Below are 23,786 nucleotides of genomic sequence, written 5' to 3' on the forward strand. Positions count from 1 at the left end.
ACCTACCGTTCCCCTCGCCGATCCGGCGCCGCGATCTCGCGGTAGACCTCGGCCAGCAGGGCGCGCGACCGCGCCCAGGTCAGCCCCTCCCCGACCCGCGCCCGGCCCCGCCGGCCCATCGCGGCGGCCTCCTCCGGGTACTCCAGCAGGATCCGGACGGCCCGGGCCAGCTCGGCCGGACGGTCCGCCGGGACGAGCCGCCCGTGCTCCCCGTCCGCCATCAGCTCGCGCACCGCCGGGAGGTCCGAGGCGACGACCGGCACGCCCGCCGCCATCGACTCGATCACCTTCAGCGGCGCGCAGCCCTGGTCGAGGTTGCGCGCGCACCCGGTCAGCGGCGCCACCGACGCCGCCGCGTGCGCGAGCCACGCCGCCACCTCGCGGTGCGGCAGCTCGAACCGCCACTCGGTCCGTCCGGCGACGCCGAGCCGCTCCGCCATCCGCCGCACCGGTTTCGCCCGCCGCTCCGGCACGGACGCGCACACCACCAGCCGCAGGTCCTCCAGGTCGGCGAGCCGGGCGAACGCGCGCATCAGCACGTCCAGGCCCTGCCACGGCTGGAGCGCGCCCACGTAGACGATGTAGCGCCCGGGGGCGTCCGCCGGCCTCGCCGCCGGCTCGGGCACCTCGGCGCCGTTCGGCACGAGCCGGATCCTGCCCTCGGGTATCCCGAGACCCCGCACGGCCGCGCCGATGATCCGCGACGGGACCACCACCGCGTCGCAGCGCGCCAGGCAGTACCGCTCCAGCTCGCGGACCTTGCTGAGCGTCTCCCGCGACGCCCACGGCCAGGTGTGCGCCATCTCGATCGACGGGAGCCCGTTGACCTCGTAGACGACGCGGTGGCGCCGCCCGTCCGCGACGGCGGGCAGCGCGCTCCACGGGTCCCGGACGTGGCAGACCTCCAGCGTCTCCCGGTGCGGCTCCAGATGGTCGGCCACCCACGCCGAGTACGCCTCGGCCCGGTCGATGAGGTTCGGCACCGCCGCGTCGAACCGCGCGATCTCCCGGTCACCCTCCCGCTGGTAGCGGGGCAGCCCGGGGTCGCCGAGGACGCCGAGCAGCCCGCCGCCGAAGCAGCCGAACAGCTCCTCGGCCATCTGCGCGATGTGCACCGCCGAGCCCTTGCTCGACGGGAAGCGGTCGAAGGCGAAGTACGCCGCGCGGTGCCTCACACCCGCACCTCCCGCGCCCGCAGCGCCCGGTGCCAGGCGATCTGGTCGGCGAGCCCTTCCGCCAGCCCGGTCCGGGCCGTCCAGCCGAGCAGCCGCTCGGCCCGCCCGGGATCGGCCCACGTGCGCGCCGCGTCCCCGGCCACCGGCGCCTCCCGCCGGATCTCCGGGCGCACCCCGAGCACCCCGGTCAGCATCCCGATCGCCGACCGCACCGCGACGGCCTCGGGGTGCCCGACGTTCACCGCGATCCCCGGCGGCAGGTCGGCCCCGGCCGCCGCGAGCGTCGCCGCCACCACGTCCTCGACGTGCGTGAACGACCGCGACCGGCGGCCGTCGCCGAACACCGGCAGCGGGCGCCCGTCCAGCGCCGCCTCCACGAACCGGTGGAAGGCCATGTCGGGCCGCTGCCGGGGCCCGTACACCGAGAAGTACCTGAGCAGGACGGTCCGCAGCCCGTCCCGCGCCGCGAGCCCCGCGAGCCGCTCGACCTCCACCTTGCTCACCGCGTAAGGGCTCGCCGGGTTCAGCGGGTCGTCCTCCCGGTGGGGCCGGTGCCCCGCCGACCCGTACACCGACGAGCTCGACGCCACGATCACGAGCGGCCGCGCCGGCCGCTTCCTGGTGGGGGTACGACCCCGTACACCCCTCGGACCAGACCGTTTCCCTGTGGGGGGACGATCCCCCACGCCCCGCAGAACAGAGCGTTCCATGCACGCCGCGAGCAGCCGCCCGGTCGCGAGGACGTTGTCGCGCTCGGCGGCGGCCCGCCCGGCGCCCCACGAGCTGCGCACCCCGGGCCGTCCCGCCAGGTGGACGACGACGTCGGCGGCGGCCACCGCGTCCAGCCCGTCCACCGCGAGGTCGACCTCCAGCCCGGTGACCCCGGGACGCGCGGTGACCTGCTCCCACGTGCGCCGCGCGAGCTCGGGCGCGGGCGAGCGCGCGAGCGCGTCCACGGCGAGCACCTCGTGCCCCGCGTCCGCGAACGCCTCCGCCACATGGCTGCCGACGAACCCCGCAGCCCCCGTCACCACGACCCGCACCCGGGCACCTTACACATCCCGCGCAACCCTTGAATACCCGCAGATCAGACCCAATCCCGCCGCCGACGCCCTTACCGACCGTCCGCACCCGTGCGCCGTGCGTGGGTCAGCGGGGGCGCGCCACCCGGGCCTCGGTCCAGACGGGGTCGGGGGACTCGCGGACGGAGCCGTCGGCGCCGAAGACCAGGAAGCGGTCGAAGGCGCGGGCGAACCAGCGGTCGTGGGTCACCGCGAGAACGGTGCCCTCGTAGGACTCCAGGCCCTCCTGGAGGGCTTCGGCGCTGGCCAGGTCCAGGTTGTCGGTCGGCTCGTCCAGCAGGAGGAGGGTGGCGCCGCCCAGCTCCAGCAGGAGGATCTGGAGGCGGGCCTGCTGGCCGCCCGACAGGGTCTCGAACGGCTGCTCGGCGCAGTACTGGAGCTCGTAGCGGGCGAGCGCGTTCATGGCGTCGTTGCGCAGCCGCGCGTGCTCGGTCATGACGATCTCGCACGGGGTGCGTCCGGCCAGGTCCGGCCGGGCGTGGGTCTGCGCGAACAGGCCCGGGACGACACGGGCGCCCAGGCGGGCCACGCCGGTGTGCGCGACCGGGTCCACCGGTACCGCGCCCCGGGGGAGGGCGTCGGCGACGGCCGCCAGCAGGCGCAGGAAGTGCGACTTGCCCGAGCCGTTGGAGCCGAGGACCGCGACGCGCTCGCCGTACCAGACCTCGGCCGACAGCGGCCTCATCAGCCCGGTCAGCTCCATGTCCTCGCAGATCACCGCGCGCTTGCCGGTGCGGCCGCCGCGCAGCCGCATCTTGATGCTCTGGTCGCGCGGCGGGACCTCGGGCGGCCCGGCCTCCTCGAACTTGCGCAGCCGGGTCTGGGCCGCCTGGTAGCGGGACGCGAGGCCGTCGTTGTAGGACGCCTTGTTCTTCAGCGTCAGCACGAGCTGCTTCAGCTTCGCGTGCTCCTCGTCCCAGCGGCGGCGCAGCTCCTCCAGGCGCTCGTTGCGGTCGCGGCGCGCCTCGGCGTAGGTCGCGAACCGGCCGCCGTGCACCCAGACCCGCCCGGCCTCCACCGTCACGATGCGCTCGGCGGCGCGGTCGAGCAGCTCGCGGTCGTGCGAGACCAGCAGCACGGTCTTGGGCGTCTCGCGCAGCCGCTCCTCCAGCCACTGCTTGCCCGGGACGTCGAGGTAGTTGTCGGGCTCGTCCAGCAGCAGCACCTCGTCGGGGCCGCGCAGCAGGGCCTCCAGGACGACCCGCTTCTGCTCGCCGCCCGACAGCGTCCGCACCTCCCGCCAGCGGCACCCGTCGTAGGGGACGCCGAGGGCCGCGACGCAGCACGCGTCCCACAGCACCTCGGCCTCGTAGCCGCCCGCGTCGCCCCACCCGGCGAGCGCCGTCGCGTAGCGGAGCTGGGTGGGCTCGTCGTCGCGCTCCATCATCGCAAGCTCGGCCGCCTCCACCGCCGCCGCGGCCTCCCGGACGCGGGGCGGCGCCGTCGACAGCAGCAGGTCGTGCACGGACGACCCGTCCCGCACGTTCCCCACGAACTGCCGCATCACGCCGAGGCCGCCGCTGTGCGCGACCGTCCCCTCCTGGGGCGCGAGGTCACCGGCGATCAGCCGGAGGAGAGTCGTCTTCCCGGCGCCGTTAGGGCCGACGAGCGCCGCCGTGACGCCCTCGCCCACCCGGAACGACACGTCGTCCAGCAGGACGCGGCCGTCCGGCAGCGCATGGCCGACATGGCCGACCTCCACGTGCCCCACGTTTCCTCCTGCCGCCTTGGACCGACCTGAACCGACCGACGCCGGCCATCGAGTCTCGGCAACGCGGCGTGACCCCGTCAAACGAGTTTCGCCCCGTGCCGGGCGGCCATAGGGCCAATGCGTTATTACGGGGTGCCGCCAGTCAGTACCCTGACTTCCGTGAGTCGAGAAGGTGTGACACCGCAGAGCGAGGATTTCTCCGCCTGGTACAACGAGCTGGTCGTGCGCGCCCAGCTCGTCGACCGCGGCCCGGTTCGCGGCACGATGGTCATCCGACCGTACGGGTACCGGGTCTGGGAGCTGCTCCAGGCCGACCTGGACCGGCGGATCAAGGACGCCGGGCACGACAACGCGTCCTTCCCGCTGTTCATCCCGGAGTCCTACCTCAAGCGCGAGGCCGAGCACGTCGAGGGCTTCTCCCCGGAGCTCGCGGTCGTGACCGTCGCGGGCGGCAAGGAGCTGGAGGAGCCGCTGGTCGTGCGGCCCACCTCCGAGACCGTCATCGGCGAGTACATGGCCAAGTGGATCGACTCGCACCGCGACCTTCCGCTGCTGCTCAACCAGTGGGCGAACGTCGTCCGCTGGGAGATGCGCCCCCGCATGTTCCTGCGCACCACCGAGTTCCTCTGGCAGGAGGGGCACACCGCGCACAACGGCGAGGACGACGCGATGCGCGAGACGATGTGGGCGCTGGACGCCTACGCGGGGGTGTCGCGCGAGCTGGCCGCGATCCCCGTGGTCGTGGGGGAGAAGACGCCCGGCGAGCGGTTCGCCGGGGCGGTCCGCACCTACACGATCGAGGGCATGATGCGGGACGGGCGGGCCCTCCAGTGCGGCACCTCCCACTACCTCGGCACGAACTTCGCCAAGGCGTTCGACATCTCCTACCAGGACGAGGACGGGCAGGTCCAGCTCGCCCACACCACCTCCTGGGGCATGACCACCCGTATGATCGGCGCCGTCGTCATGACGCACGGCGACGAGAAGGGGCTCGTGCTGCCGCCCCGGCTGGCCCCCTACCAGGTCGTGATCGTCCCGATCGGGCGCAAGGAGCAGGGCGAGCAGGCCGCCGCCGAGGCGCGCCGGCTGGGCGCGGCGATCAAGTCGATGGGCATCCGCGTCCACGTGGACGACAACCGCCCGCAGCTCTCGCCCGGGTTCAAGTTCAACGAGTGGGAGATGCGCGGCGTCCCCGTCCGGATCGAGCTGGGCAAGCGCGACATCGAGGCCGGCGTCGCGACGCTCGCCCGGCGGCTGCCGACCGTCGAGGGGCAGGGCAAGGAGCAGATCCCGCTGGAGAAGGTGCCCGAGGTGCTGCCCGGCATCCTCGCCGAGTTCCAGTCGTTCCTGGTCGCGCGGGCGGAGGCGTTCCGCGAGGAGCACACCGCCGAGGTCGGGGCCTGGGAGGAGTTCGGCGCGCAGGTCGAGGGCGGCTGGGCCCGCGCGTTCCACTGCGGCCGCACCGCCTGCGAGGATGACATCAAGGCCGAGACGGCCGCGACGCCCCGCGTGATCCCGGCGAACGCCCCTGAGGAGACGGGCGCGTGCGTGCGGTGCGGCGAGCCGTCCGCCTACGGCAAGCGCGTCATCTTCGGCAAGGCCTACTGATCAGGACCCTACTGATCAGGGCTCTGATCAGGGCCTACTGGTCCGTCTCGCGGTCCGCTGACAGCCGGGTCAGGTAGGGCTGGACGAACCACGCCCACGCGCACAGCGCCAGCACCGCCGCGGCCGTGACCACCGCCGCCGCCTCCGCCGCGAGGGTCCACACGATCAACGTGGTGGAGGCGGTGATCGACACCGCCAGCGCGAACCCGCCGAGGATCCCGAACCGGTTGGCGCGCCGGATCAGCAGGTCCTTCTGCCCCAGCTGGAACAGGATCCGGTGCTGGAACACCGGGGCGATGAAGCAGATGGACGCGAGCGCCGCCCCGAACAGCGCGACGTAGAACAGTGTCCTGCCGGTGCGGTCCACCTTGTCGAACCCCGCCGCGAACGGGACCGTCAGCAGGAACGCGAACAGCACCTGGACACCGGTGACCGCGACCCGGAAGCCCTGGAGCAGTTCCATCAGCTGCCGGTCGAGCCGTTCGTGCCGGGTCTCGCGCCGGGGCTTGGACTCGGGATCATCGCTCATGAAGATCCCTTTACCCGGCGGAACGCCGGTCAGTCGCCGGTCAGGCGAGTGTGGGCGGCTCCACACGCAGGGCGAGGATCGAGACGTCGTCGCGAAGGTCGCCGTCGCAGAACTCCAGCAGCGCCTGCTCGACCGCGCCGAGCATCGTCTCCAGCGGGGCGGCGGCGTGCGCCGCCAGCGCCTCCAGGAGCCGCTCCTGGCCGAACTCCGTCCGCATGAGGTCGCACGCCTCCAGCACCCCGTCGGAGTGCAGGACGATGGTGTCGCCGACGCCGAGGTCGAGCGTGTCGAGCCCGGCGTCGAAGTCCTCGAACAGGCCGAGCGGCACGCCGCCCTGCGCCGTCGTCCTGATCACCCCGTCCGCGCGCACGACGACCGCCGGGGGGTGCCCGGCGGTGCCGATCGAGACGCCGACGTGCTCGGTGCGCACCTCCAGCCCGGCCATGATCGCGGTGACGAAGCGGTCCTCGTCCAGCAGCGCCTCGTTCACCATGGCGAGGATCTCGCCCGGCCCGGTCTTCCACCGCGCCGCGAGCCGCACGCAGTGCCGCGCGGCCGAGGTCACGGCCGCGGCCTCCTCGCCCTTGCCGCACACGTCGCCGAGGACGAGGCCCCAGCCGCCGCCCTCGGTGCGGAACACGTCGTAGAAGTCGCCGCCGACCTCGGCGCCGCGCGTCGCGGTCATGTAGCGCGCCGCCACGCTCACGCCGGGGATCGCCGGCAGCGCCTTCGGCAGCAGCCCGGCCTGGAGCGTCTCGGCGACCTCGGCGCGGCGCCGGTACAGCCGCGCCGCCCGGATCACCAGCGCCAGGTACCGGCCGAGCCGCTGGACGACGCCGAGGTCCATCAGGTCGAACGGCCCGTACTCGCCGCTCGCCGCGAGCGTGATCGCGCCGATGCAGCGGTCGCCGTCCTCGATCGGGACGCACAGCAGCGACGTCGCGCCGATCATCGCGCAGACGGGCGTGCCGTCGGGGGAGGAGCCGAGCAGGTCGAGGTTCTCGATGTGCGGGCGCAACGCGCTCTGCCGGGTCGTGAACACGGTCTGGGGAAGCGTCCCGGCCGCCGGTTCGATGTCGCCCAGCATCTGCAGGGCCTCCGTCGACCGCTCGTCAGCCGGGCCCATCACGACCTGGCGGCGCAGCACGGCGGTGGCGCCGGAGGGCTGCACGCCGCCCGGCGGGCCCGCGGCCTGGCCGGCGCCGTTGGGGCCGGTCAGGTCGATGAACGCCCAGTCGGCCAGCTCGGTCGCCAGCAGCCGGGCGCAGCGCCGCACGGCGACGGTCTCGTTGAAGACCGGCTCGTCGAGCAGCAGCTCGCTGGCGGTGGCGAGGACGTCCATCCGGTGGACGATCGTCGCGACGGCCTCGTCGTCGCCCGGCCCCGCCATCGCCGCCCGGGGCGTCTTCGGCTGCTTGGGGGCGCCCAGGGCCGACTGCTGCGAGGCGTCCCGGGTGCCGGACGCGCCCTCGGCGGGGGTGTTCGTCGGGCCCGCGGCGACCACGACCATCGGGTCGGGCTCGCCGCGGATCCACACCCGCGCCAGCGTCACGACCGCGTCGATCGGGCGGTCGCGGCCGAGGAAGCGGACCGGGACGCGGCTGCGGCGCCCCGTCCGGACCACGGCCGCGAGCTGCGAGCGCACCGCCGCCCGGGTCGCCAGGTCGCAGAACGCCGTGAACTGCTTTCCGGACACGTAGCCGGAGGAGGTGCCGAGCAGCGCCGCCGCCTGCCGGTTGACGCGCCGCACGCTGGTGTTGCGGTCGAGCAGGAACAGCGGGACGGGCGCGTCCTGGAAGACCGTCCGCAGCACCCGCCGCTCGTTCTCGGCGGCCGCCGAGCCGCTCTGCTCGGCGCCCTGCTCCGCGCCCATCGTGCGCAGCGCGGTCAGCGCCAGCTCCAGTTCCACCAAGGCGGCGTCGAGCGTGGCCCGCAGATCGGGCTTGGGCATTCCGGCGGCTTGGCGCAGCTCGCCGATGCGCCCCTCCAGGTCGGAGATTTCCCTCAACAGGGTCTCCGGTTCCAACTGGTCGGGCTGGTCCTGCATCTGGCTCCCTCTAGTCCGCGAGGCACGGTGAAACCAGATCGGCACGTGCTCTGGTCGTGGCGACCCCACGATCTTGCGGGCCGTTGTGCGCAGCTTATTCCCGTCCAGCGTATGCGTCCTAGCGACGTGCTAAGAGAGGCCCTGGTCGCCGACGATCCGCTGCGCGAGCGCGGTGAGCTTCACGTGGCGGGTCTGGGAGATGCGCCTCATCTCGGCGAACGCCTCGTCGGCGTCGCAGCCGAGCGCGTGCATGAGGATGCCCTTGGCCTGGTCGACGACCGCGCGGGCATGGACCGCCTCCTGCAGCTGAGCCGCCGTGCGGTGCGCGTCCTCGTACTGGAGGGTGTTGGTCACCGCCGCGCTGCCCTGCGCCATCAGCAGCGCCGCCAGGGCGTGCCGCCCCGGGCCGAGCGCGCCCGGCGCCACCCCGTACAGCGTGAGCGTGACCAGGACGGGCGGGTTCAGATGCGGGGTGGTGGTGAAGCAGCGGACGCCGCGGCGCAGCATGTCGGCCATCGCCTCGGGCCAGCGGGTCTCGGCGAGGATGTCGTCGGAGCTGGCCGTGCGGCGGCCGAGCGCCACGTCGAAGATCGGGCCGCGGCCGCGCGCGAGCTGCCGGTCGGTGACCTCGGCGAGGTCGGGATGGCTGGCGGCGGCGGCCAGCGGCTCCAGCAGCTCGAACGGCCCGGGAGCCGCGGTCTCCGCGTCCGGCGCGGGCGGCGGGACGTGCGGCACGGCCAGGTCGACGCCCGCCGGTCCGGGCAGGCCGGGCGGCGGGACGGCCACGGCCGCGTCCGGTGGGAGTCCGGCGGCCTCGAACGGCAGGTCGGGGGCCGGGGACGGCCCGGCTCCGGGGGCGTTCGGCAGGGCCCAGCGCACGCTCGCGGCGCCCGCGCACCCCGGGACGGCCCGGGACGCCAGCTCGGTGACGCGGTGCAGGGTGCCCACGTCCGAGGACTCCCCGACCATGCCCAGCCGGGCGATCTCCAGCGCGAGCTGGTCGGTCAGGACGGTCTCGGTCGCTCTCACACTCTCGACCGTATCCTGCCCGATCGTCCTACCGCGCCGCCGCTCTCCACACTCCATGATCGCCTCAGTTGTTCGGTGGGGCCTTGCAGATCGCGGGCAGCGGCCCGCCGGCCCCGTCGACTCCCCCCGCCCCGTCCACCCCCCAGTCGCCGTCCACGAGGGCCAGGTCGCCGATGGAGACGATCCCGATCGGGCGGTGGAAGGTGTCCACGACCGGCAGCCGCCTGACCGCGCGCTCCCGCATGAGGCGGACCGCGGTCGCGGTGTCGTCCTCGGGGTGCAGGATGGCCAGTTCGGCGGTGCACACGTCACCGAGCGGCGTCAGCGCGGTGTCGCGGTGCTCCGCGACCGCGCGCACCACGATGTCGCGGTCGGTGACGACGCCGCAGAGCCGTCCGGCGTAGGTGACCAGGACGTCGCCGATCGCCTCGTCCCGCATGACGCGGGCGGCCTCGTCGAGTGTCGCGTCGAGGGGTAGAGCCATGGGAGCCACGGTCATGACGTCGCTCACTCGTCGTGGCATCGCGTGCTCATCCTCCCGGTAGCCGGCGGCTCGCGTTGGCCCGTGCCGCCCGTGTACCCACGGTCGGCACGCCTATGCGGACCGATGCGGCGGCGACCGGGTCGCGCCCCGGGGCGGCTGCGCGTCGCCGCTGGTCAGAAGCCGAAGACCGTCCCGGTACGGGAGTGCATGACGCAGTCGTTGCCGAACTGGGAGCGGAAGCTCACCGGTGTGCCCCGCCAGCTTCCGCGCGCCTGCGCGACGACGGGGGAGTACTGCGCGGTGCAGACGCGCCCGTCCGGGTCGTGGACGAGGCGGCCGCCCGCGCGGCGCAGTTCGGCGCAGGCCGGCGCCGCGCGGGGGTGGCTGCCGCCCGCCGGGTCGCAGCGCAGCGTCACGCTCCTGGTGCCGGACGCGTCGTGCCCCGGATACGTCAGCGTGAGCCTCAGCGACGTCCGCGGCGCCTCGGACGCGTCCGCCGGGACGGCGGGGCCGAGCGCCACGGCGGCGGACAGGGCGGTGGACAGGGCGGTGGACAGGGTGGCGAGGACGGCGATGCGCGGCATATCGGCACTCCCGGGTGTCGGACGAACTATCACTCACTGTATTCGTCGCGACACCCGGTGTGCCGGAAAATGGGCGACCCCGCAGTCACGGGGGAACTGCGGGATCGCGTCCAGGGGGAGGGGCGAAGAGGCGGGGTGTAGGGGGCGGGACTGGTCAGGCGGCGAGGATGTGGGCCCTGCGGTGGTCGGCGAGGGCCTCGCGGAGCTGCTTGCGGCCCCGGTGCAGGCGGGACATCACCGTGCCGATGGGGGTGCCCATCATCTCGGCGATCTCCTTGTAGGGGTAGCCCTCGACGTCGGCCAGGTACACCGCGTCCCGGAAGTCCTTCGGGAGGGCGCGCAGGGCGGCCACGACCCCGGAGTCGGGGATGTGGTCGAGCGCCTCGCTCTCGGCCGAGCGGAAGCCCGACGCGTCGGCCTGCGCCTGGGCGATCTGCCACTCCTCCAGCTCCTCGGAGCCGGCGCGCTGGGGCTCGCGCTGCTTCTTGCGGTAGGTGTTGATGAAGTTGTTGGTGAGGATGCGGTGCAGCCACGCCTTGAGGTTCGTGCCCTCCTGGAACTGGTGGAAGTTGACGTAGGCCTTGGCCAGCGTCTCCTGGACCAGGTCCTCGGCGTCGGCGCTGTTGCGGGTCATCCGCACGGCGCTCGCGTAGAGGGGGTCGGCCAGCGGCAGGACGTCGCGCTCGTAGCGCTCGGTCTTCTCGTGGCTCTGGGTCTTGTGGTCGTGGGTCCCGCGGTGCTCGGTCTTCGCGCCGTGCTCGGCCGGCCGGCGGACAGGCATGGTGACGGCGGTCATCATCACTCCCCGTTGGTCGTGACCCGTGAGGGCCGGTTGCTGGCGCGCGTTCGGGGGCGCGCGCGGTCCGGGCGGACGAGCCGCCCCCCGTGCTGGGTGGTACGTGCCACCGTTCCCGACGGGTTCGGAACCGGCCTGCGGACGCGGTGCAGCGACGAACTCTTCCTCGCGGCGCCGTGCCGTTCTCCTGGGGCCTCCTGGGAGGGCCGGCATCGTGTGGGGACCGGCCCCGCGTGAGCGGGCCGGGTGTTCGCGCGGGCCGGTGCCGCCAGGCGACCCCGGAGTCCGGGACGTCGCGGGCTTGGCCGGTCAGGCGCTTCCACTCGTCAGTGGTGGTTCCCGTCTTGTAAGACGCCCGGGGAGGGCTCAAGGGTTGCGTGTCGTCCATCACACCGCCCCACCGGATGGTAAAAGCGCTCCCAACCGGCGATATAGGGCGGCGTGGGATGGGAAGGCGAGGGCCCCGGCCGGTGGGGTGGTTCCCGGCCGGGGCCCTCGGTCTCTCCGGATCAGCCGAGCAGGTGATCCAGGGCCCGGCGCACGAGGGCCCGCTGCTCCTCCGGAGTCCCGGCCTGCTCGGCGCCGAAGCCGAGCAGGACGGAGTCCCTGGTCGCGACCGCCGCGACCGAGTCGATCAGCGCCTGCGACCGCCTGAACTCCGACGCGTTGCCGGGGCTCCCGGCCGGGGCGCCCTGGACGGTCCAGGGGCCGAGCCCGGTCTCGAAGCCCTCCGCGTCGAGCTGGCCGCCCACCGTGGTGACCTTGGTGTCGTCCACGAACAGCCCGGCGCCGCCGGTGCCGGGGTCGCTCACGTAGCTGAGGGAGACCTCGACCTTCTTGCCCGCGTAGGCGGACAGGTCGAACGAGGTCGGCACCCAGCCGTTGGAGTTGCCCGTGATGGCGTTCCAGCTACCGGAGGTCCCCGCGGCGCTGCAAGGCGTCCCTCCCGTGATGTAGTGCTTCAGGAACGGATGCAGGGTGAGCAGGTAACCCTGTTCGCACTCGGCGGGGACGGTGGCGCGCGTCCGGCCGTTGCGGTCGGGCAGCGTGGTCCAGTCGTCGGCGCCGACGGTGTGCGCCTCCAGCACGATGTTGTCGAAGCCCGTCTCGGTGCTGTAGGAGAGCTGGGCCTGGAGGGCGGGGGCCTGCGCCGCCGTGACGGACGTCAGGTCCACCGTGCGGGTGAGGCGCCGGTAGAGCGAGTCCTGGTGCGCGCCCGCCACGTACCACTGGCCCTCGACCGGCTCGCTGGGCGCGGCGGCGCCCAGGTAGTCCCCGGCCTTCCAGCTCCTGAACTGCGGGAAGTCCTTCTCCGGCAGGACCGTCGAGGTGACCTGGAATCCGCCCGCCTCGTTGAGGGGGTTCGTCGGGGTCCCGCTCAGGCCGGTCGTGAGGCCGTCGAACGGGCGCTTCGTGCCGGTGAACTGCTTCGGCGCTCCCACCAGCTGCCGATCGTAGGCGCCGAGGTAGTACTGGAAGAAGTCGTCCGACAGCAGTTCGCAGTCGTCGCGGTAGTTGCCGGAGACGACGCACGGCTTCTCTGGGTGGCCCTTCAAGCCGTAGTAGATGCCGCCGCCGTTCACCTTGCTGAGCTGCCCGAAGTAGCCGCTCGTCTCACCGGTGTGGAGCAGCTTTCCGCCCTCGTTGAGGTAGGAGCGGACCGACAGCACCAGATCCTTCGCGCGGTCGGCCACCTGGGCGTCGTGGGCGTCGCCCTGGTGGGTCCTGACCGGGTCGTCGGCCGCGTCCTGCGTCAGGCGGTTGTCGCCGAGGTACCAGACGACCGCCTTGAAGTGCTTCAGGACGCCGAGACTGCTCGGCGCGCCCTGCTTGTCGATGTCCCAGACGAGCGGCTTGTGCTCGGCGGACCTCACCAGCTCGGCGTACTGCCGCGCGTAGAGCGGCGCGTTCGTCCCGGCCGGGTAGGTCGGGTTGACGCCCCGGTAGTCCTCGTCCGCGATCACCAGGACGTCGGCGCCGTGCCGGGCCTGGACCGTGTAGGTGAAGTGCTTGCTCTCGACGCGCTTCCCGGCCTTCTCGCCGGTGAACCACACCTCGACCTTGTCGCCCGGCCTCTGCCCGGTGACCTTGCCCCGGTACTCGGCGTAGTAGTTGTCGTTCTCGTCCCCGAACCGCTCACCGCCGCGCCATTCGCGGGCGCCGTCCTGCCGGACGCGTCCGTCGTTGATCCGGTAGTTGAGGTCCCGGTTCCGCACGGACCGGCGGATGTAGGACGAGACCTCCTGGGTGGAGCCGAGGGACGTGGAGAACGGGCTGGTCTCGAAGTCGGGGGCGACGCGTCCGACGGAGGACACGGGGTTGTCGGGCGTCTGCGCAGACTTGCCCACGGAGAGGGCGAACGGCAGGTTCTTCTGGAACTCGTGCGCGATCAGCCGTTCGTCGTCGGGGAACTCGAAGATGCTGCCGCACTTGTCGGGCGTCCACTGGTCGTCGGGGAAGGTGTTGGCGGCCGTCCGGCACGTCGCCATCTCCGGGGTGATCGACAGCGAGCCGTACCTGTTGTCGGCCTCGCCGTCGGTGTCGCCGTTGGTGGTGTAGAGCTGCGCGCCGAGCTCCGGGGTGTACCCGGGGACGGCCGGGTGGTCGATGTCGCCCAGCAGGGCGTCGTGGATCACGTCGTCGGGGCTGCGGGTGAGCGCCTGCCAGCCGACGCCGTGCAGGAGCAGTTCCGCGGCCGAGTGGTAGTTGACGAGGTAGGTCGGGCGGACGCGCTCGTAGAGGCCCGTCTGCGCCCTCGTCTCCGGCTCGGACGCGGCGGAGGGCCCGCGGAAGGTCTCGCTGGTCGGCTGCGGGGACGAACCCTCGTTGTCGTAGCCCCAGTGGTAGGAGAAGTTGCGGTTCAGGTCGATTCCGTCACCGGTCGTTATCTTGCCGTCGCCGTTGTTGTCCCGGGCGTTCTTGCGCCAGAGCCGGAAACCGTCGGTGAAGGTCAGGTCGTACCCGTCCACGTTGACGACGGGCAGGAACCACAGCTCCGTCGTATCGACGATCTTGGTGAGTTCCGGGTCCTTGCCGTAGCCCTCGACGTAGTGGTGCAGAAGGCGGCGGACCATTTCCGGGGTTATCCACTCGCGCGCGTGCTGCGTCCCCTGGTAGACGACCACGGGGCGCGTGTGGTCCTTGAGCGTCGCGACGCCCTTGCTGACGCGGACGGCGGTGATGGGCTTGCCCTGGACGCTCGTCCCGAGGTCCACCGCTTTCGCGATGGAGGGGTGGTCGGCGGCGACCTTCACCAGCTCGTCGTGGATGTTCCCCGCGCCGCTGTAGGGGCGGAACACCTTCGGCGGGGCGGCCTTGAGGCGCTGCGCGACGTCCTTGCCCTGCACCTTCTTCACCGTGAGGGGCAGGCCCTGCCTGGCGAGCGCGGTCGCCTGGACGCCGTTCATGACGGCCTCCACGTGCAGGCGGCCGCCCTGGCCCTTGCCGATCGTGACGTCCTCCCGGTCGACGCCCGACCTGTCCAGCAGCTTGACCTGGTCGGCGGTCAGCTCGCCGGTGTAGACGTCCACGGGGCCCGCCGCGCGGGCGGCGGGCGAGGGGTTCGCGGGGGCCGCTTGGGCCGGGGCCGCCGCGAGCGTTCCGATCAGGAGCGCCGCCGCGGCCAGGAGGGGCGTGAGTCTTCCGCGCCTATATCGGGCGTGCCGGACAACCGTGCGCGTCATCGCGTCTCCCTGGCATGGATCACAACGGGGGTTGCGTGATCGTCTGCCGAGGCACGAAGGGTGTCAATGTGACATCAGTGCCATTTGCCGCATTCGGTCAGTTTGTGCGATCTGTGCACCTGACGTCCTGTTGGAACGTCCCCGCGCTTGTTGGAACGCGACAAAAAGGAGTGGTCCAGGAGATGTGCTTCAGGGGTGAGCGGTTCAGGACGGGACGTGACCGCTGAGGATCGCCGGAACCAGGCTCGCGGCGAACTCCTCCGGGCTCTCCGGGAGCCGCGCGCCGGCCTCCACCGTCTCGGGGCCGGCGAGCCGGATCAGGAAGGCGTGCTGCTGGCAGCCGCCCAGCAGGGCCGCGGCGAGGTAGGGGAGGGGGGCGCCGTCCCGGATGCGCCCGGCCCGCTGCTCGGCCTCCAGGTAGCCGATGAGGGCCGCGTGGCCGAGGACGGGCCCGGCCGTGGCGCCGCCGGGCGGGCCGGCCGGAGGGCCGCCGGGCGCGCCCGGAAGTCCCGTTCCGGGCTGGGTCGCGCCCTGGCCACTCCTGGCCCGCCCGCGGGGTTTGGCCTGCGCGGCCTCCTGCGCCCTCGCGGGGCCGTCGGCCCGCAGCCAGGCGATCAGCTCGGGGTCGGCGAGGACGGGCCCGGTCATCGGCAGCAGCTCGCCGTAGAAGCGGATCATCTCGGCCGCGAGCCGGACGAGGTTGCCCTCCACGCTGCCCTGCCCGGTCGCCCCCATGAGCGCCGCCATCGCGGTGCGCGCGGTGGCCGTGACCTCGCCCAACGCCGCCGCGAACAGCGCCGTCTTGTTGGCGAAGTGGTTGTAGAGGCTGCCCTCGGAGACGCCCGCGTTGCGCGCGATCTCCTTGGTCGTCGCGGCCGTGATCCCGCGGCCGCGGATCACCTCGATCGCCGCCGCGAGGATCCTGTCCCGCATCGGCTCCGTCACCGCTGCCACTCCGTCGCCACCTCCCGCGTGCCGCTGGACACTAGCACGGCCCTCGATCTGAGTGAGTGCTCACCCGAGCCAGTTTAGCGGAACGGCGATGCTGGATCTTCACCCGGGGTAATCTCTCGTTCACCATTGGTGGCCGAATGTGCCGCGCCCTCGCGCAGGGAGGGGTCCGCGTGAGCCTCATCGGAAGTCAGTCGCCCCCGCAGGCCGGAGGCGGCGCGCCCCTGGACGAACCGCCCGATCCGGACGCGCGGGACGCCCACGCGCCCCGCTTCCTGGAGCGGAGCCTGCTCGGCGTCGCCCACATGTCCGCCGTCACGCTGGACGGGCGCGGCCGCGTCACCCACTGGGACCGCACCGCCGCCGACCTGTTCGGCCTGGGGCGCGGCCAGGCGCTCGGCCGTCCGCTCACCACGGTGCTGAGGCTGCCGCAGGAGCACCGCGCCGCCTTCGAACCGGACGTGTACGGCTACGTCTGGTGCGGCGCGTGCTCGGTCCCCCGCGTCGACAACGGGGAGCTGGCGGAGGTGGGGTGGTGGGTCTACCCCATCGACCGTCCGGGCTCGGTCGAGGGCGACCCCGGCATCCGCGTCCTCGCGCTCGCCGCCGACCTGCGCCGGCTCCGCGCCGACGGCACCGGCCTGATGATGGACGACGTCCTCGTCGCCCAGCCCGACGGGTCCGCCCACCGCGCCGCGGGAGCGCGGCTCCTGCGCGTCGAACCGGCCCTGTCGCCCCCGTCCAGGGGCGGGCCCCGGGCGGCGCCGTTCACGCGCCACCTCGTCGAACTGCTCCCCGTGACGGGGACCGCCGCCGAGCCGATCACCTCCCGCGTGCTCGGCCTCGGCGGCCCCGCCGTCAACCTCAGCGTGCACGTCCGGCTCCCCGTCGCCCCCTACCGGGGCGACGTGCCGCGCGCGCTCCGGGTCCGACCCCGCGCCGCCGCCGCGGGGCCGCCCCTCCCCGATCCGCGCCCCGAACAGGGAATGGAGGCGATGGCCGTGATGGAGCCACTGACCTTCCTCAGCGAGGCCGGGCAGCAGATCGGCAGCTCGCTGGACCATCTGCAGGCCGCCCGCGCGCTCGCGGAGGTGCTGGTGCCCCGGCTCGCCGACTTCGCCGCCGTCGACCTCCTCGAAGGCGTCGTCGCCGACTCGGCGCCGCCCGCCGGCGAGATCGGCGAGACCACGCGGATGCGCCGCGTCGCCGTCGCCCACAACGACGATCCCGGCCGCTGGGAGGGCACCGTGCCCCCCCACGCGAAGCTGCCCTTCCAGCTGCGCTCGCCGTTCGTCCAGGCCATGCGCACCGGACAACCCGTGCACATCCCCCGGGTCGGCCCGGAGAGCTCCGCGCGGATCTGCGCCTCGCTCGGCCTCGACCTGCGGGCCCTGTACGCCGACCGCGCGCTGCTGATCGCCCCGCTCATCGCGCGCGGGCGCGTCCTCGGCACGTGCGAGCTGCTCCGCAAGCCCGACCGCCCCGGCTTCGACGAGCTCGACCTCGCGATGGTCGACGAGCTGTCCCGCAGGGCCGCGCTCTGCATCGACAGCGGGCGGCTCTACCGGCGCGAGGTCCAGGTCGCGCAGGAGCTCCAGCGCAGCATGCTCCCGGACGACCCGCCGGAGGTCGCGGGCGCGCGCGTGTGCTACCGCTACCGCCCCGCCGGGCAGGCCGCGCAGGTCGGCGGCGACTGGTTCGACGCCATCCCGCTGCCCGGCTGCCGGCTCGGCATCGTGGTCGGCGACGTGATGGGGCACGGGCTCACCTCCGCCGCGATCATGGGCCAGCTGCGGACGACCGTCCGCACCCTCGCCGCCCAGGACATGCGGCCCGACATCCTGCTGCGCCAGCTCGACGTCCTCGCCCGGCGGCTCGGCGAGGACTACCTCGCCACCTGCCTGTACGCCGTGTACGACCCGATCGCGCGGTGCTGCCGCCTCGCCAACGCCGGGCACGTCCCGCCGGTGCTGGTGGCGCCGGGCGGCGACGCGCGGGTGCTGCCGGTGCCGCCCGGCGTCCCGATCGGCGTCGGCGGCGAGCCGTTCGAGACCGTCGAGATCCACGTCGAGGACGGGTCGCGGCTCGTCCTGTGCACCGACGGGCTGCTCGAACGCCGCGACCGCGACATCGACCAGGGGCTGGAGGAGATGCGCGCCGAACTCGCGGGCGACACCCGCCCGCTCGACGGCGCCTGCGACGCCCTCCTGGCCACCCTGGGCGCCGCCACGCCCGCCGACGACATCGCCATCGTCGCCGTCGGGCTGGACGGCATCCCCGGCGCCGACGTCGCGACCTGGGAGCTGAAGCCCGAGGCCGGCATGGTGCCGCTGGCGCGCGCGCGGGTCGCGGGCCGCCTGGCCGACTGGCGGATGGAGCAGATCACCGACAACGTCCAGCTGCTCGTCAGCGAACTCGTCACCAACGCGCTCGTCCACGGGGCCGGGTCGATCGGGCTGCGGCTCATCAAGGGCAGGACCCTGCTCGGCGAGGTCCACGACGACGGCCAGGAGATGCCCCAGCTCTGCCACGCCGAGGCCACCGACGAGTCCGGGCGCGGCCTCCAGCTCGTCAGCCACCTGGCCGAACGCTGGGGGACGCACCGCACCGACCAGGGCAAGGTGGTCTGGTTCGAGCACCACCTCCCGCGCGCGGCCGACCCCCAGGAGGCCGGGAGGTAGCCGGGAGGTAACTGTCCCCCCGGCGACACCTACTCTCGCGCGCCCCCGTCGGCTCTGATCGAGGGGGACGACCCGAGGACCCACCGGGGGACGAGTTGGGTGACACGCTGACGCTGCCCGTGCCGGAGACCCTCTACGCCACCTACGCCGTCGCGCTCGCCCGACCCGTCCCCGACCCTGCCGCGCTGGCGCACGAGCAGGTCACCCGCCGCGTCGACCCGCCCCTCCGCGACCTCGTGCTCGGCATGCTCGACAGCCCGATGCTCACCCTCGACCAGCGTCCCGCCGGCGACTTCCCGCCGCTGCCCGCCCCCTACCACGCCGCCCCGGGCGACCTCGGGGCGATCGGCGCCGCGTCCCACCTGCTCGCCGTGCGCGCCGCGTACCGCCCCGGCTGGCCGCCCGCCCACGAGTGGTCGGCGCGCGCCGTGGCCGGTGCCGTCGCCGCCTCCGCCGCGGCGCCGGTGGTGGACGTGTTCACTCCCCGGATCCTCTCCCAGGAGGCCCTCCAGCGGTCCCTGCCCGGGCCCGACGGCACCATCCGGCTCGTCGACTGGATGCTCCTTCCGCATACGTCCGGGCCCGGCGGCTTCTGGTTCTCCACCCTGGGCCTGGCCCGGTTCGGGCTCCCCGAGGTCGAGGCGGACAACGTCCCCGCCCGGCTCGTCGAACCGTGGGGGCGGCTGCTGAACGGCCTGGCCCGCAACGTCCTCGACCTGTGGGTCGACCAGTTGCGCACCGGCGAGCACCCCGCCGCCGTGGACCTCCCCGACACCGTCTCCGTCGGCCTGCGGGACATCGCCGCCGCGCAGGGCGGCCGCGAGCCGATGCACCGCGAGGTCCCCGTCCGGCTCCGCCTCGACCCGGCGGCCCTCACCGTCGTGGACGCCGCCGAACCCCTGTGCGCCGCGCTGTTCGGCCCGTGATCCGCTTGCCGATGATCTTGTTATCGGCGCAGGATCGTGACCGTGACAATCGACCCCGAGGACGAACCCGAGCACCCGGCCCCTCGCCCCGGCCCCTATCCCGGCGACGTCCACGTGGCGGGCGGCCGCGAACCGGCGGGCGAGCGCGGGCGGCCGGCGGGCGGACGCGAACCGGAAGACCCCTGGACGCCCTACACATCTCCCCAGGACACCTCTCCGCAGGAACCGTCACAGCAGGAACCGTCACAGCAGGAACCGTCACAGCAGGAAACGCCGCCGCCGACCGGACCGCCCCCCGCATCGGAGTCCCCGCGACCGCCTGTCACACCGCCTTTCGGTACGGCGCCGCCCCCGGAGGGCGCGTCGGTCACCCGCGAGGACTACCTCCCCCAGCCGCCTCCGCCCGGCCCTCCGCCTCCGTCCCGGCCCGAACCGTGGTCCACGCCCACGAGCGCGCCCTGGACGCCGAGTCCGCCGGCCTCCTCCGAGGAGCGCGAGGACCCCCTCTGGCAGGACGTCCCGTACCCGGCCTCCTCGCGGGAGGAGCCGCCCGGCGGGCCCCCGCGTGAGGACCCGCCGCCGTCGCCCTCCCCATGGACGTCGCGTCCCGCCGAGCCGCCGGCCACGGACACCGACAAGCCCCGGTGGGCCCCCTCCAGCGCCGCCGTGCCTCCCCCCAGGGGCCCGGGGGACGCGGTGCCGTTCGCTGAGCCGTCGGCCACCCGGGAGGAGCCGTCCCCGCTGAGCGGAGGCCCCCTGGAGGACGAGCCCTACACGGAGTGGAAGGGCGGACGGCACGAGCGGACCGGCGATTCCGGCGAGGAGCGGGGCGGCGGGTCGGGGCGCACCGTCCCGGACGTCCCGTCCCTGCCTCCGAAGGGGCTGTCGGCCGAGCCGCCCGCGGGACGCGAGGTCCAGTGGGCCCCGAGGCCGCCCGAACCCCCGGCGGAGCCGCCGGCCGGCCCGCAGGGGCCCATGGCCGACCCGGCGCGGCGCGAGGCGCTCGCCGACGCGTTCGTGGCGGAGTTCGCCGGGAGCTCCACGTGGCGGGCGATGCTCGCCGTGCTGGAGGGCGCGTTCCCCGGGCTCGGCATGGCGGCGACGCTGACGCGCCGCACCGACGAGATCTGGCAGACGATGGAGGGGCTCGACCGTCCCGCCGCGGCGCGCCTCGGCCTGCCCGCATGGCTGGACGACTCGGGAATGGTGTTCGACCTCAGCGCGCACCTGGACGAGCGGAGGAAGTCCAGGGGGGGTTCCGGGCCGCCCCGGGCGTCCCGGCCCTATGTCGGCGCGTTCGTCATCGACACGCTGGATCCGCTGCGCTACCACCGCGCCGTCGGCGGTCCCCTGGCGCCGGGCGACGGGACGCTCCCGCCGCCGGACGCGCGGGAGGACGACGACACGGGTGTCGTGATCGTGGCGAACCTGACGTCCGCCGGGGTGCGGGTGCTGGACTCGGTGGCGCTGTGGCGCTACGCGGGCCGCGTGGTCACCGGCACGCTCCGCGAGGGCGGGCGGGCGGACTCGGGCGCGCGGACGCGGCGGGCGCTGCGGGCGCTGCGGCGCGTCGTGTTCGTCGACCCCGACCTCGGCCTCGGGCTGGCGCTGCGGATCGACGCCGCGCGGACGCCCCGGTGCCTGCTGGCCTTCCGGGTGGACGACGCGGCGGCGGCGCCCCGCTTCGTCCGCCCCTGATCAGGTAGGGCTCAGGTCTGGGGGCGGAGCCAGGACAGGTCGCACTGGAGGTCGTCGGGGAGTTCGCGGATGTAGCCCGCGAGCTCCCACGGCTCGGACGGCACCGGGCGCTCGCCCGCGTCCCTGAGCAGGCCGCAGACGAGCGCGCTCGTCGTGCGGACGACCGTGAACGCGCCGAGCCGCGCGACGCCGCCACCGCTCAGATGGGCGAGCTCGGTCAGCAGCGCGCTGACGCCGGACGGGTCCTGCGGGTCGTACAGGCCGCGCGCGTAGGCGAGCAGCTCCTCGGCGAGCGGGTCGGCGCGGCGGCCGGACAGGTAGTACACCGTGCCCCAGTAGGAGCCGCTCGCGGCCTGCCCGGACCGCTGGTCGCGGATGCGGACGCGCAGCCCGTACTCGGCGGCGCAGCGCTCGTAGGCCTCCGCCAGCAGCGCCTCCGCCTCGCCCTCCTCGCTGAGGACGATGCCGGTGACGACGCCCTCCTCGTGGTCGAGGCGGTCGAGCATCTCCCGGTGCAGCTCGGTGATGTCCTGCTCCACGGCGTCCAGCGAGCGGGCGAGCGCGCGCTGCGCGTCGCGGTCGAGGTCGAGGCCCGCCAGCTCGGCGGAGATCTCGCCCACGTCCTTCTCCAGGCGCTCCACGCGGGTGGCGACGGACTCCACCCGGGACTCCACCGCCTCGGACACCTCGGCGGCCGGCTGCGGGATCGGGATGCCGGACGGCCCGGCGCTCGCGGCGACCTCGCTCCGCAGCGCCTCGTGGCGCTTGGACAGCTCGGCCACCTGCGTGCGCAGGTCGCGCAGGTCCGCTTGCGCGCGGGGGAGCCGCTTGTCGGAGGCGATGTAGAACTCGCGTCCGGCGATCGCAAGGCACAGCAGGACCAGGATCACGGTGGTCATGTGGCTCCTCGGGAGGCGGTCTGCGCTTCCGACCTTAACCAGCGGGCGGCCCGTTGGCCCTGGGTGCGGCAGATCTCGTCCGAAAGGCCCGGCATTTCTGTGGAACGGCCGTGCCCCGTGGGGTTCCAGGAGCCCGCCGGGCCCCCTGGATCAGGGGGGATCGCGCGGGATCGCGCGGGATCAGCCGAACAGACCGCCGAGGAGCCCGCCGAGGATCTCGCCGACGCCGCCCGCGATCTCACCGGCGACATCGCCCGCGACGTCCCCCATGACGTTGCCCGCGACCTGGCCCGCGACATGGCCGGCCACCTGCCCGGCGTAGCCGCCGATGGCGTTCCCGAACGCGTCCACGGGGACGCCGGCCGCGTACCCCGCCACGTTCTGCGCGAAGCCCGCGGCGCCTATCGCGGCGTCCCCCATGGCGCCGACCGCCATGCCTCCCGCGATGCCCGCCGCCGCGGCGCCTCCGACCAGCCCCGCCGCCGCGACACCGCGGCCGTGGTGGCCCCGGTATCCGTGGTGGCCGGGCGGGCCGTGGTGCATGGGGACGGGAGGCGGCCCCGGATGTCCATGCGCGGGCGGATAGGGCGCCGCGCCGGGGCCCGGAGGAGCGGGCGGGGGCGGCCCCGGAGGCGCGTACGGAACCGCGCCGCCCGGCGCCGGCGGCGGAACGGCCCCCGGCATCGGCGCATGCCCTGGCGCGGCGGGAGGCGGAAAGCCGGGGCCGGACGGAGCGTGCCCAGGGGCGGGCGGATATCCGGGCGCGTTCCCGAAACCGGGCCCGGGAGCCGGCGGGGCACCGTGCGGTGGCGCGTGCCCCGGCGGGGGCGCGAGTCCTGGGGGAGGGGCGTGCCCCGGTGTCGGGCCGGGCGGAGGAGCGTGGCCGGGCGTGTGCATGGGGGCCGGGGACTGCCCGGGGGCGGGCGCGGGAGGCGGGAACTGGGCGTTGCCCGGCTGCCCGTACTCGGCCGGGCCGCCATAGGCCGCCGCGGGCTGCTGCCGTCCAGGCTGCCCAGGAGGAGGCGGGAAATGGCCTCCGGGGGGCGGAAGAGGCGCCTGCCCATGGGCGGCCTGCCCCGGAGGCGGCCCGCCGTATGCGCCACCCGCCCCTCTGGGGGCATGCGACGACGCGGCGCGCGGCAGAGCGGCGGCGGCCTCAAGCCACCGGCCTATCTTGGCGTTCCAGTCCGTCTCGGCGGCCTCGGCGTGCCCCACCTGGAACACGCCGAACGACTCGTCCGAGGGGGCGGAGCGCTCCTCCGCGCGCAGCACGAAGGCCATGCTGCGCGGGCTGGCGACGAAGCTCAGCCCGACGCTGTCGAGCCGCCCCTGGTAGGCGGGCGGCGGCGCGAGGTGGATCTCCTGGTGGAACGGCAGCTGCTGGGAGACCCCGCGCAGCTTGGACGACTCGAACGTCACGTTCGAGATCTGGAACCCGAGCCGCGCGATGGAGGCGAGCACCCACTGCTGGGACTCCAGCGGCTCCACCGAGATCGGGTCGACGTCCCCCGGGTCGGGCTGGCCCTTGGCGTCCACCTCGGTGCACATCCCGATGGTGAACCCCGGCAGCTCGTGCCCGAGGACGGTCGTGAACGGCAGTTCGTAGGGCAGCGGGATCGAGAACGCCATGTCGCGCTGCCGCCCGGCCTCCAGGGTGAAGCCGCGGGTGAGCGCGCCCCGGTAGACCTCGGGCCCGGCGGTCTCGCCGCCGTAGCCGTTCTGCATGCGCGGCATCAGCGCCAGCGTCACGTGGCGGATCTCCACGGGACGGTCGCCGCCGCGCAGGTGCACCTTCCCCGCCACGACACCGCCGGGCCGGCAGTTCGGCTCGGAGAGGATCGTGTCGACGGAGGGTCCCCCGGCTCCGTACCCGCCTGCCATCCGCCCGTAGGACACCGGCTGT

At 74.1% G+C, this 23,786-nt stretch carries 17 protein-coding genes; 4 read left to right on the top strand and 13 right to left on the bottom strand.

Annotated elements, in window-relative coordinates:
- Positions 1–2 precede the first annotated feature (2 nt).
- From GNZ18_RS29700 to GNZ18_RS29710, 3 genes are all read right to left on the bottom strand, one after another.
- Positions 3–1,175, bottom strand: a complete 1,173-nt coding sequence (locus GNZ18_RS29700) for a glycosyltransferase (protein WP_312874826.1) — start codon at positions 1,173–1,175, stop codon at positions 3–5.
- Positions 1,172–2,218, bottom strand: coding sequence for an NAD-dependent epimerase/dehydratase family protein (locus GNZ18_RS29705; RefSeq protein ID WP_312874827.1), 1,047 nt, complete (start codon positions 2,216–2,218; stop codon positions 1,172–1,174). Before GNZ18_RS29705 ends, GNZ18_RS29700 begins: the two co-directional genes overlap by 4 nt.
- A gap of 106 nt (positions 2,219–2,324) precedes the next feature.
- Positions 2,325–3,968, bottom strand: a complete 1,644-nt coding sequence (locus tag GNZ18_RS29710) for an ABC-F family ATP-binding cassette domain-containing protein (RefSeq protein ID WP_312874828.1) — start codon at positions 3,966–3,968, stop codon at positions 2,325–2,327.
- Between the two features lie 159 nt (positions 3,969–4,127).
- Between GNZ18_RS29710 and proS the strand changes: the two genes are divergently transcribed.
- Entirely contained in the window at positions 4,128–5,576 is a 1,449-nt protein-coding gene (gene proS / locus GNZ18_RS29715) for a proline--tRNA ligase (protein WP_312874829.1), read from the top strand.
- A 34-nt stretch (positions 5,577–5,610) separates the two neighbouring features.
- Here the strand turns inward: proS and GNZ18_RS29720 are convergent, their stop codons facing one another.
- From GNZ18_RS29720 to GNZ18_RS29755, 8 genes are all read right to left on the bottom strand, one after another.
- Positions 5,611–6,105 carry a DUF6328 family protein gene (locus GNZ18_RS29720; RefSeq protein ID WP_156219942.1) on the bottom strand — a complete coding sequence of 165 codons (495 nt, stop codon included), beginning with the start codon at positions 6,103–6,105 and terminating at the stop codon, positions 5,611–5,613.
- 40 nt (positions 6,106–6,145) lie between these two features.
- Entirely contained in the window at positions 6,146–8,152 is a 2,007-nt protein-coding gene (locus GNZ18_RS29725) for a SpoIIE family protein phosphatase (RefSeq protein ID WP_156219943.1), read from the bottom strand.
- A 129-nt stretch (positions 8,153–8,281) separates the two neighbouring features.
- Complete coding sequence (locus GNZ18_RS29730) at positions 8,282–9,181, bottom strand: ANTAR domain-containing protein (protein ID WP_308166389.1); 900 nt, start codon at positions 9,179–9,181, stop codon at positions 8,282–8,284.
- Positions 9,182–9,245: 64 nt separating this feature from the next.
- Positions 9,246–9,704, bottom strand: a complete 459-nt coding sequence (locus tag GNZ18_RS29735; protein WP_156219944.1) for a CBS domain-containing protein — start codon at positions 9,702–9,704, stop codon at positions 9,246–9,248.
- A 134-nt stretch (positions 9,705–9,838) separates the two neighbouring features.
- A complete protein-coding gene (locus tag GNZ18_RS29740; protein ID WP_156219945.1) occupies positions 9,839–10,249 on the bottom strand; it encodes an SSI family serine proteinase inhibitor in 411 nt (136 codons plus the stop codon).
- Positions 10,250–10,403: 154 nt separating this feature from the next.
- The gene (locus GNZ18_RS29745; RefSeq protein ID WP_246250650.1) at positions 10,404–11,045 is read right to left on the bottom strand and encodes a sigma-70 family RNA polymerase sigma factor; all 642 of its coding nucleotides are present in this window, start codon (positions 11,043–11,045) and stop codon (positions 10,404–10,406) included.
- Between the two features lie 509 nt (positions 11,046–11,554).
- Positions 11,555–14,575, bottom strand: a complete 3,021-nt coding sequence (locus tag GNZ18_RS29750; RefSeq protein WP_216651478.1) for a M14 family metallopeptidase — start codon at positions 14,573–14,575, stop codon at positions 11,555–11,557.
- Positions 14,576–14,932: 357 nt separating this feature from the next.
- Positions 14,933–15,682 carry a TetR/AcrR family transcriptional regulator gene (locus GNZ18_RS29755; protein ID WP_156219947.1) on the bottom strand — a complete coding sequence of 250 codons (750 nt, stop codon included), beginning with the start codon at positions 15,680–15,682 and terminating at the stop codon, positions 14,933–14,935.
- Between the two features lie 170 nt (positions 15,683–15,852).
- Here GNZ18_RS29755 and GNZ18_RS42610 point away from each other — a divergent pair, with 170 nt between their 5' ends.
- The 3 genes from GNZ18_RS42610 (at position 15,853) to GNZ18_RS29770 (ending at position 20,984) form a co-directional block, all read left to right on the top strand.
- Positions 15,853–18,360, top strand: a complete 2,508-nt coding sequence (locus tag GNZ18_RS42610; RefSeq protein WP_173390919.1) for a SpoIIE family protein phosphatase — start codon at positions 15,853–15,855, stop codon at positions 18,358–18,360.
- A 95-nt stretch (positions 18,361–18,455) separates the two neighbouring features.
- Positions 18,456–19,286: a hypothetical protein gene (locus tag GNZ18_RS29765; RefSeq protein WP_156219949.1), complete on the top strand. Its 831-nt coding sequence runs from the start codon at positions 18,456–18,458 to the stop codon at positions 19,284–19,286.
- A gap of 696 nt (positions 19,287–19,982) precedes the next feature.
- Complete coding sequence (locus GNZ18_RS29770; protein WP_156219950.1) at positions 19,983–20,984, top strand: hypothetical protein; 1,002 nt, start codon at positions 19,983–19,985, stop codon at positions 20,982–20,984.
- Between the two features lie 11 nt (positions 20,985–20,995).
- Here GNZ18_RS29770 and GNZ18_RS29775 read toward each other — a convergent pair whose 3' ends face one another.
- Together GNZ18_RS29775 and GNZ18_RS43320 are read right to left on the bottom strand one after the other, a co-directional pair.
- On the bottom strand, positions 20,996–21,883 hold the full coding sequence (locus tag GNZ18_RS29775; RefSeq protein ID WP_156219951.1) for a hypothetical protein: 888 nt from the start codon (positions 21,881–21,883) through the stop codon (positions 20,996–20,998).
- A gap of 180 nt (positions 21,884–22,063) precedes the next feature.
- Positions 22,064–23,779, bottom strand: a complete 1,716-nt coding sequence (locus tag GNZ18_RS43320; RefSeq protein ID WP_156219952.1) for a sporulation protein — start codon at positions 23,777–23,779, stop codon at positions 22,064–22,066.
- Between the last annotated feature and the right edge of the window lie 7 nt (positions 23,780–23,786).

This window comes from Actinomadura litoris (genome assembly GCF_009733595.1).
Taxonomy (GTDB): Bacteria; Actinomycetota; Actinomycetes; order Streptosporangiales; family Streptosporangiaceae; genus Spirillospora; species Spirillospora litoris.

Coding starts and splice junctions, on each gene's coding strand:
- GNZ18_RS29740 (WP_156219945.1), bottom strand. CDS start 10,249: ATGCCGCGCATCGCCGTCCTCGCCACCCTGTCCACCGCCCTGTCCACC.
- GNZ18_RS29735 (WP_156219944.1), bottom strand. CDS start 9,704: ATGCCACGACGAGTGAGCGACGTCATGACCGTGGCTCCCATGGCTCTA.
- GNZ18_RS29725 (WP_156219943.1), bottom strand. CDS start 8,152: ATGCAGGACCAGCCCGACCAGTTGGAACCGGAGACCCTGTTGAGGGAA.
- GNZ18_RS29720 (WP_156219942.1), bottom strand. CDS start 6,105: ATGAGCGATGATCCCGAGTCCAAGCCCCGGCGCGAGACCCGGCACGAA.
- GNZ18_RS29775 (WP_156219951.1), bottom strand. CDS start 21,883: ATGACCACCGTGATCCTGGTCCTGCTGTGCCTTGCGATCGCCGGACGC.
- GNZ18_RS29745 (WP_246250650.1), bottom strand. CDS start 11,045: ATGACCGCCGTCACCATGCCTGTCCGCCGGCCGGCCGAGCACGGCGCG.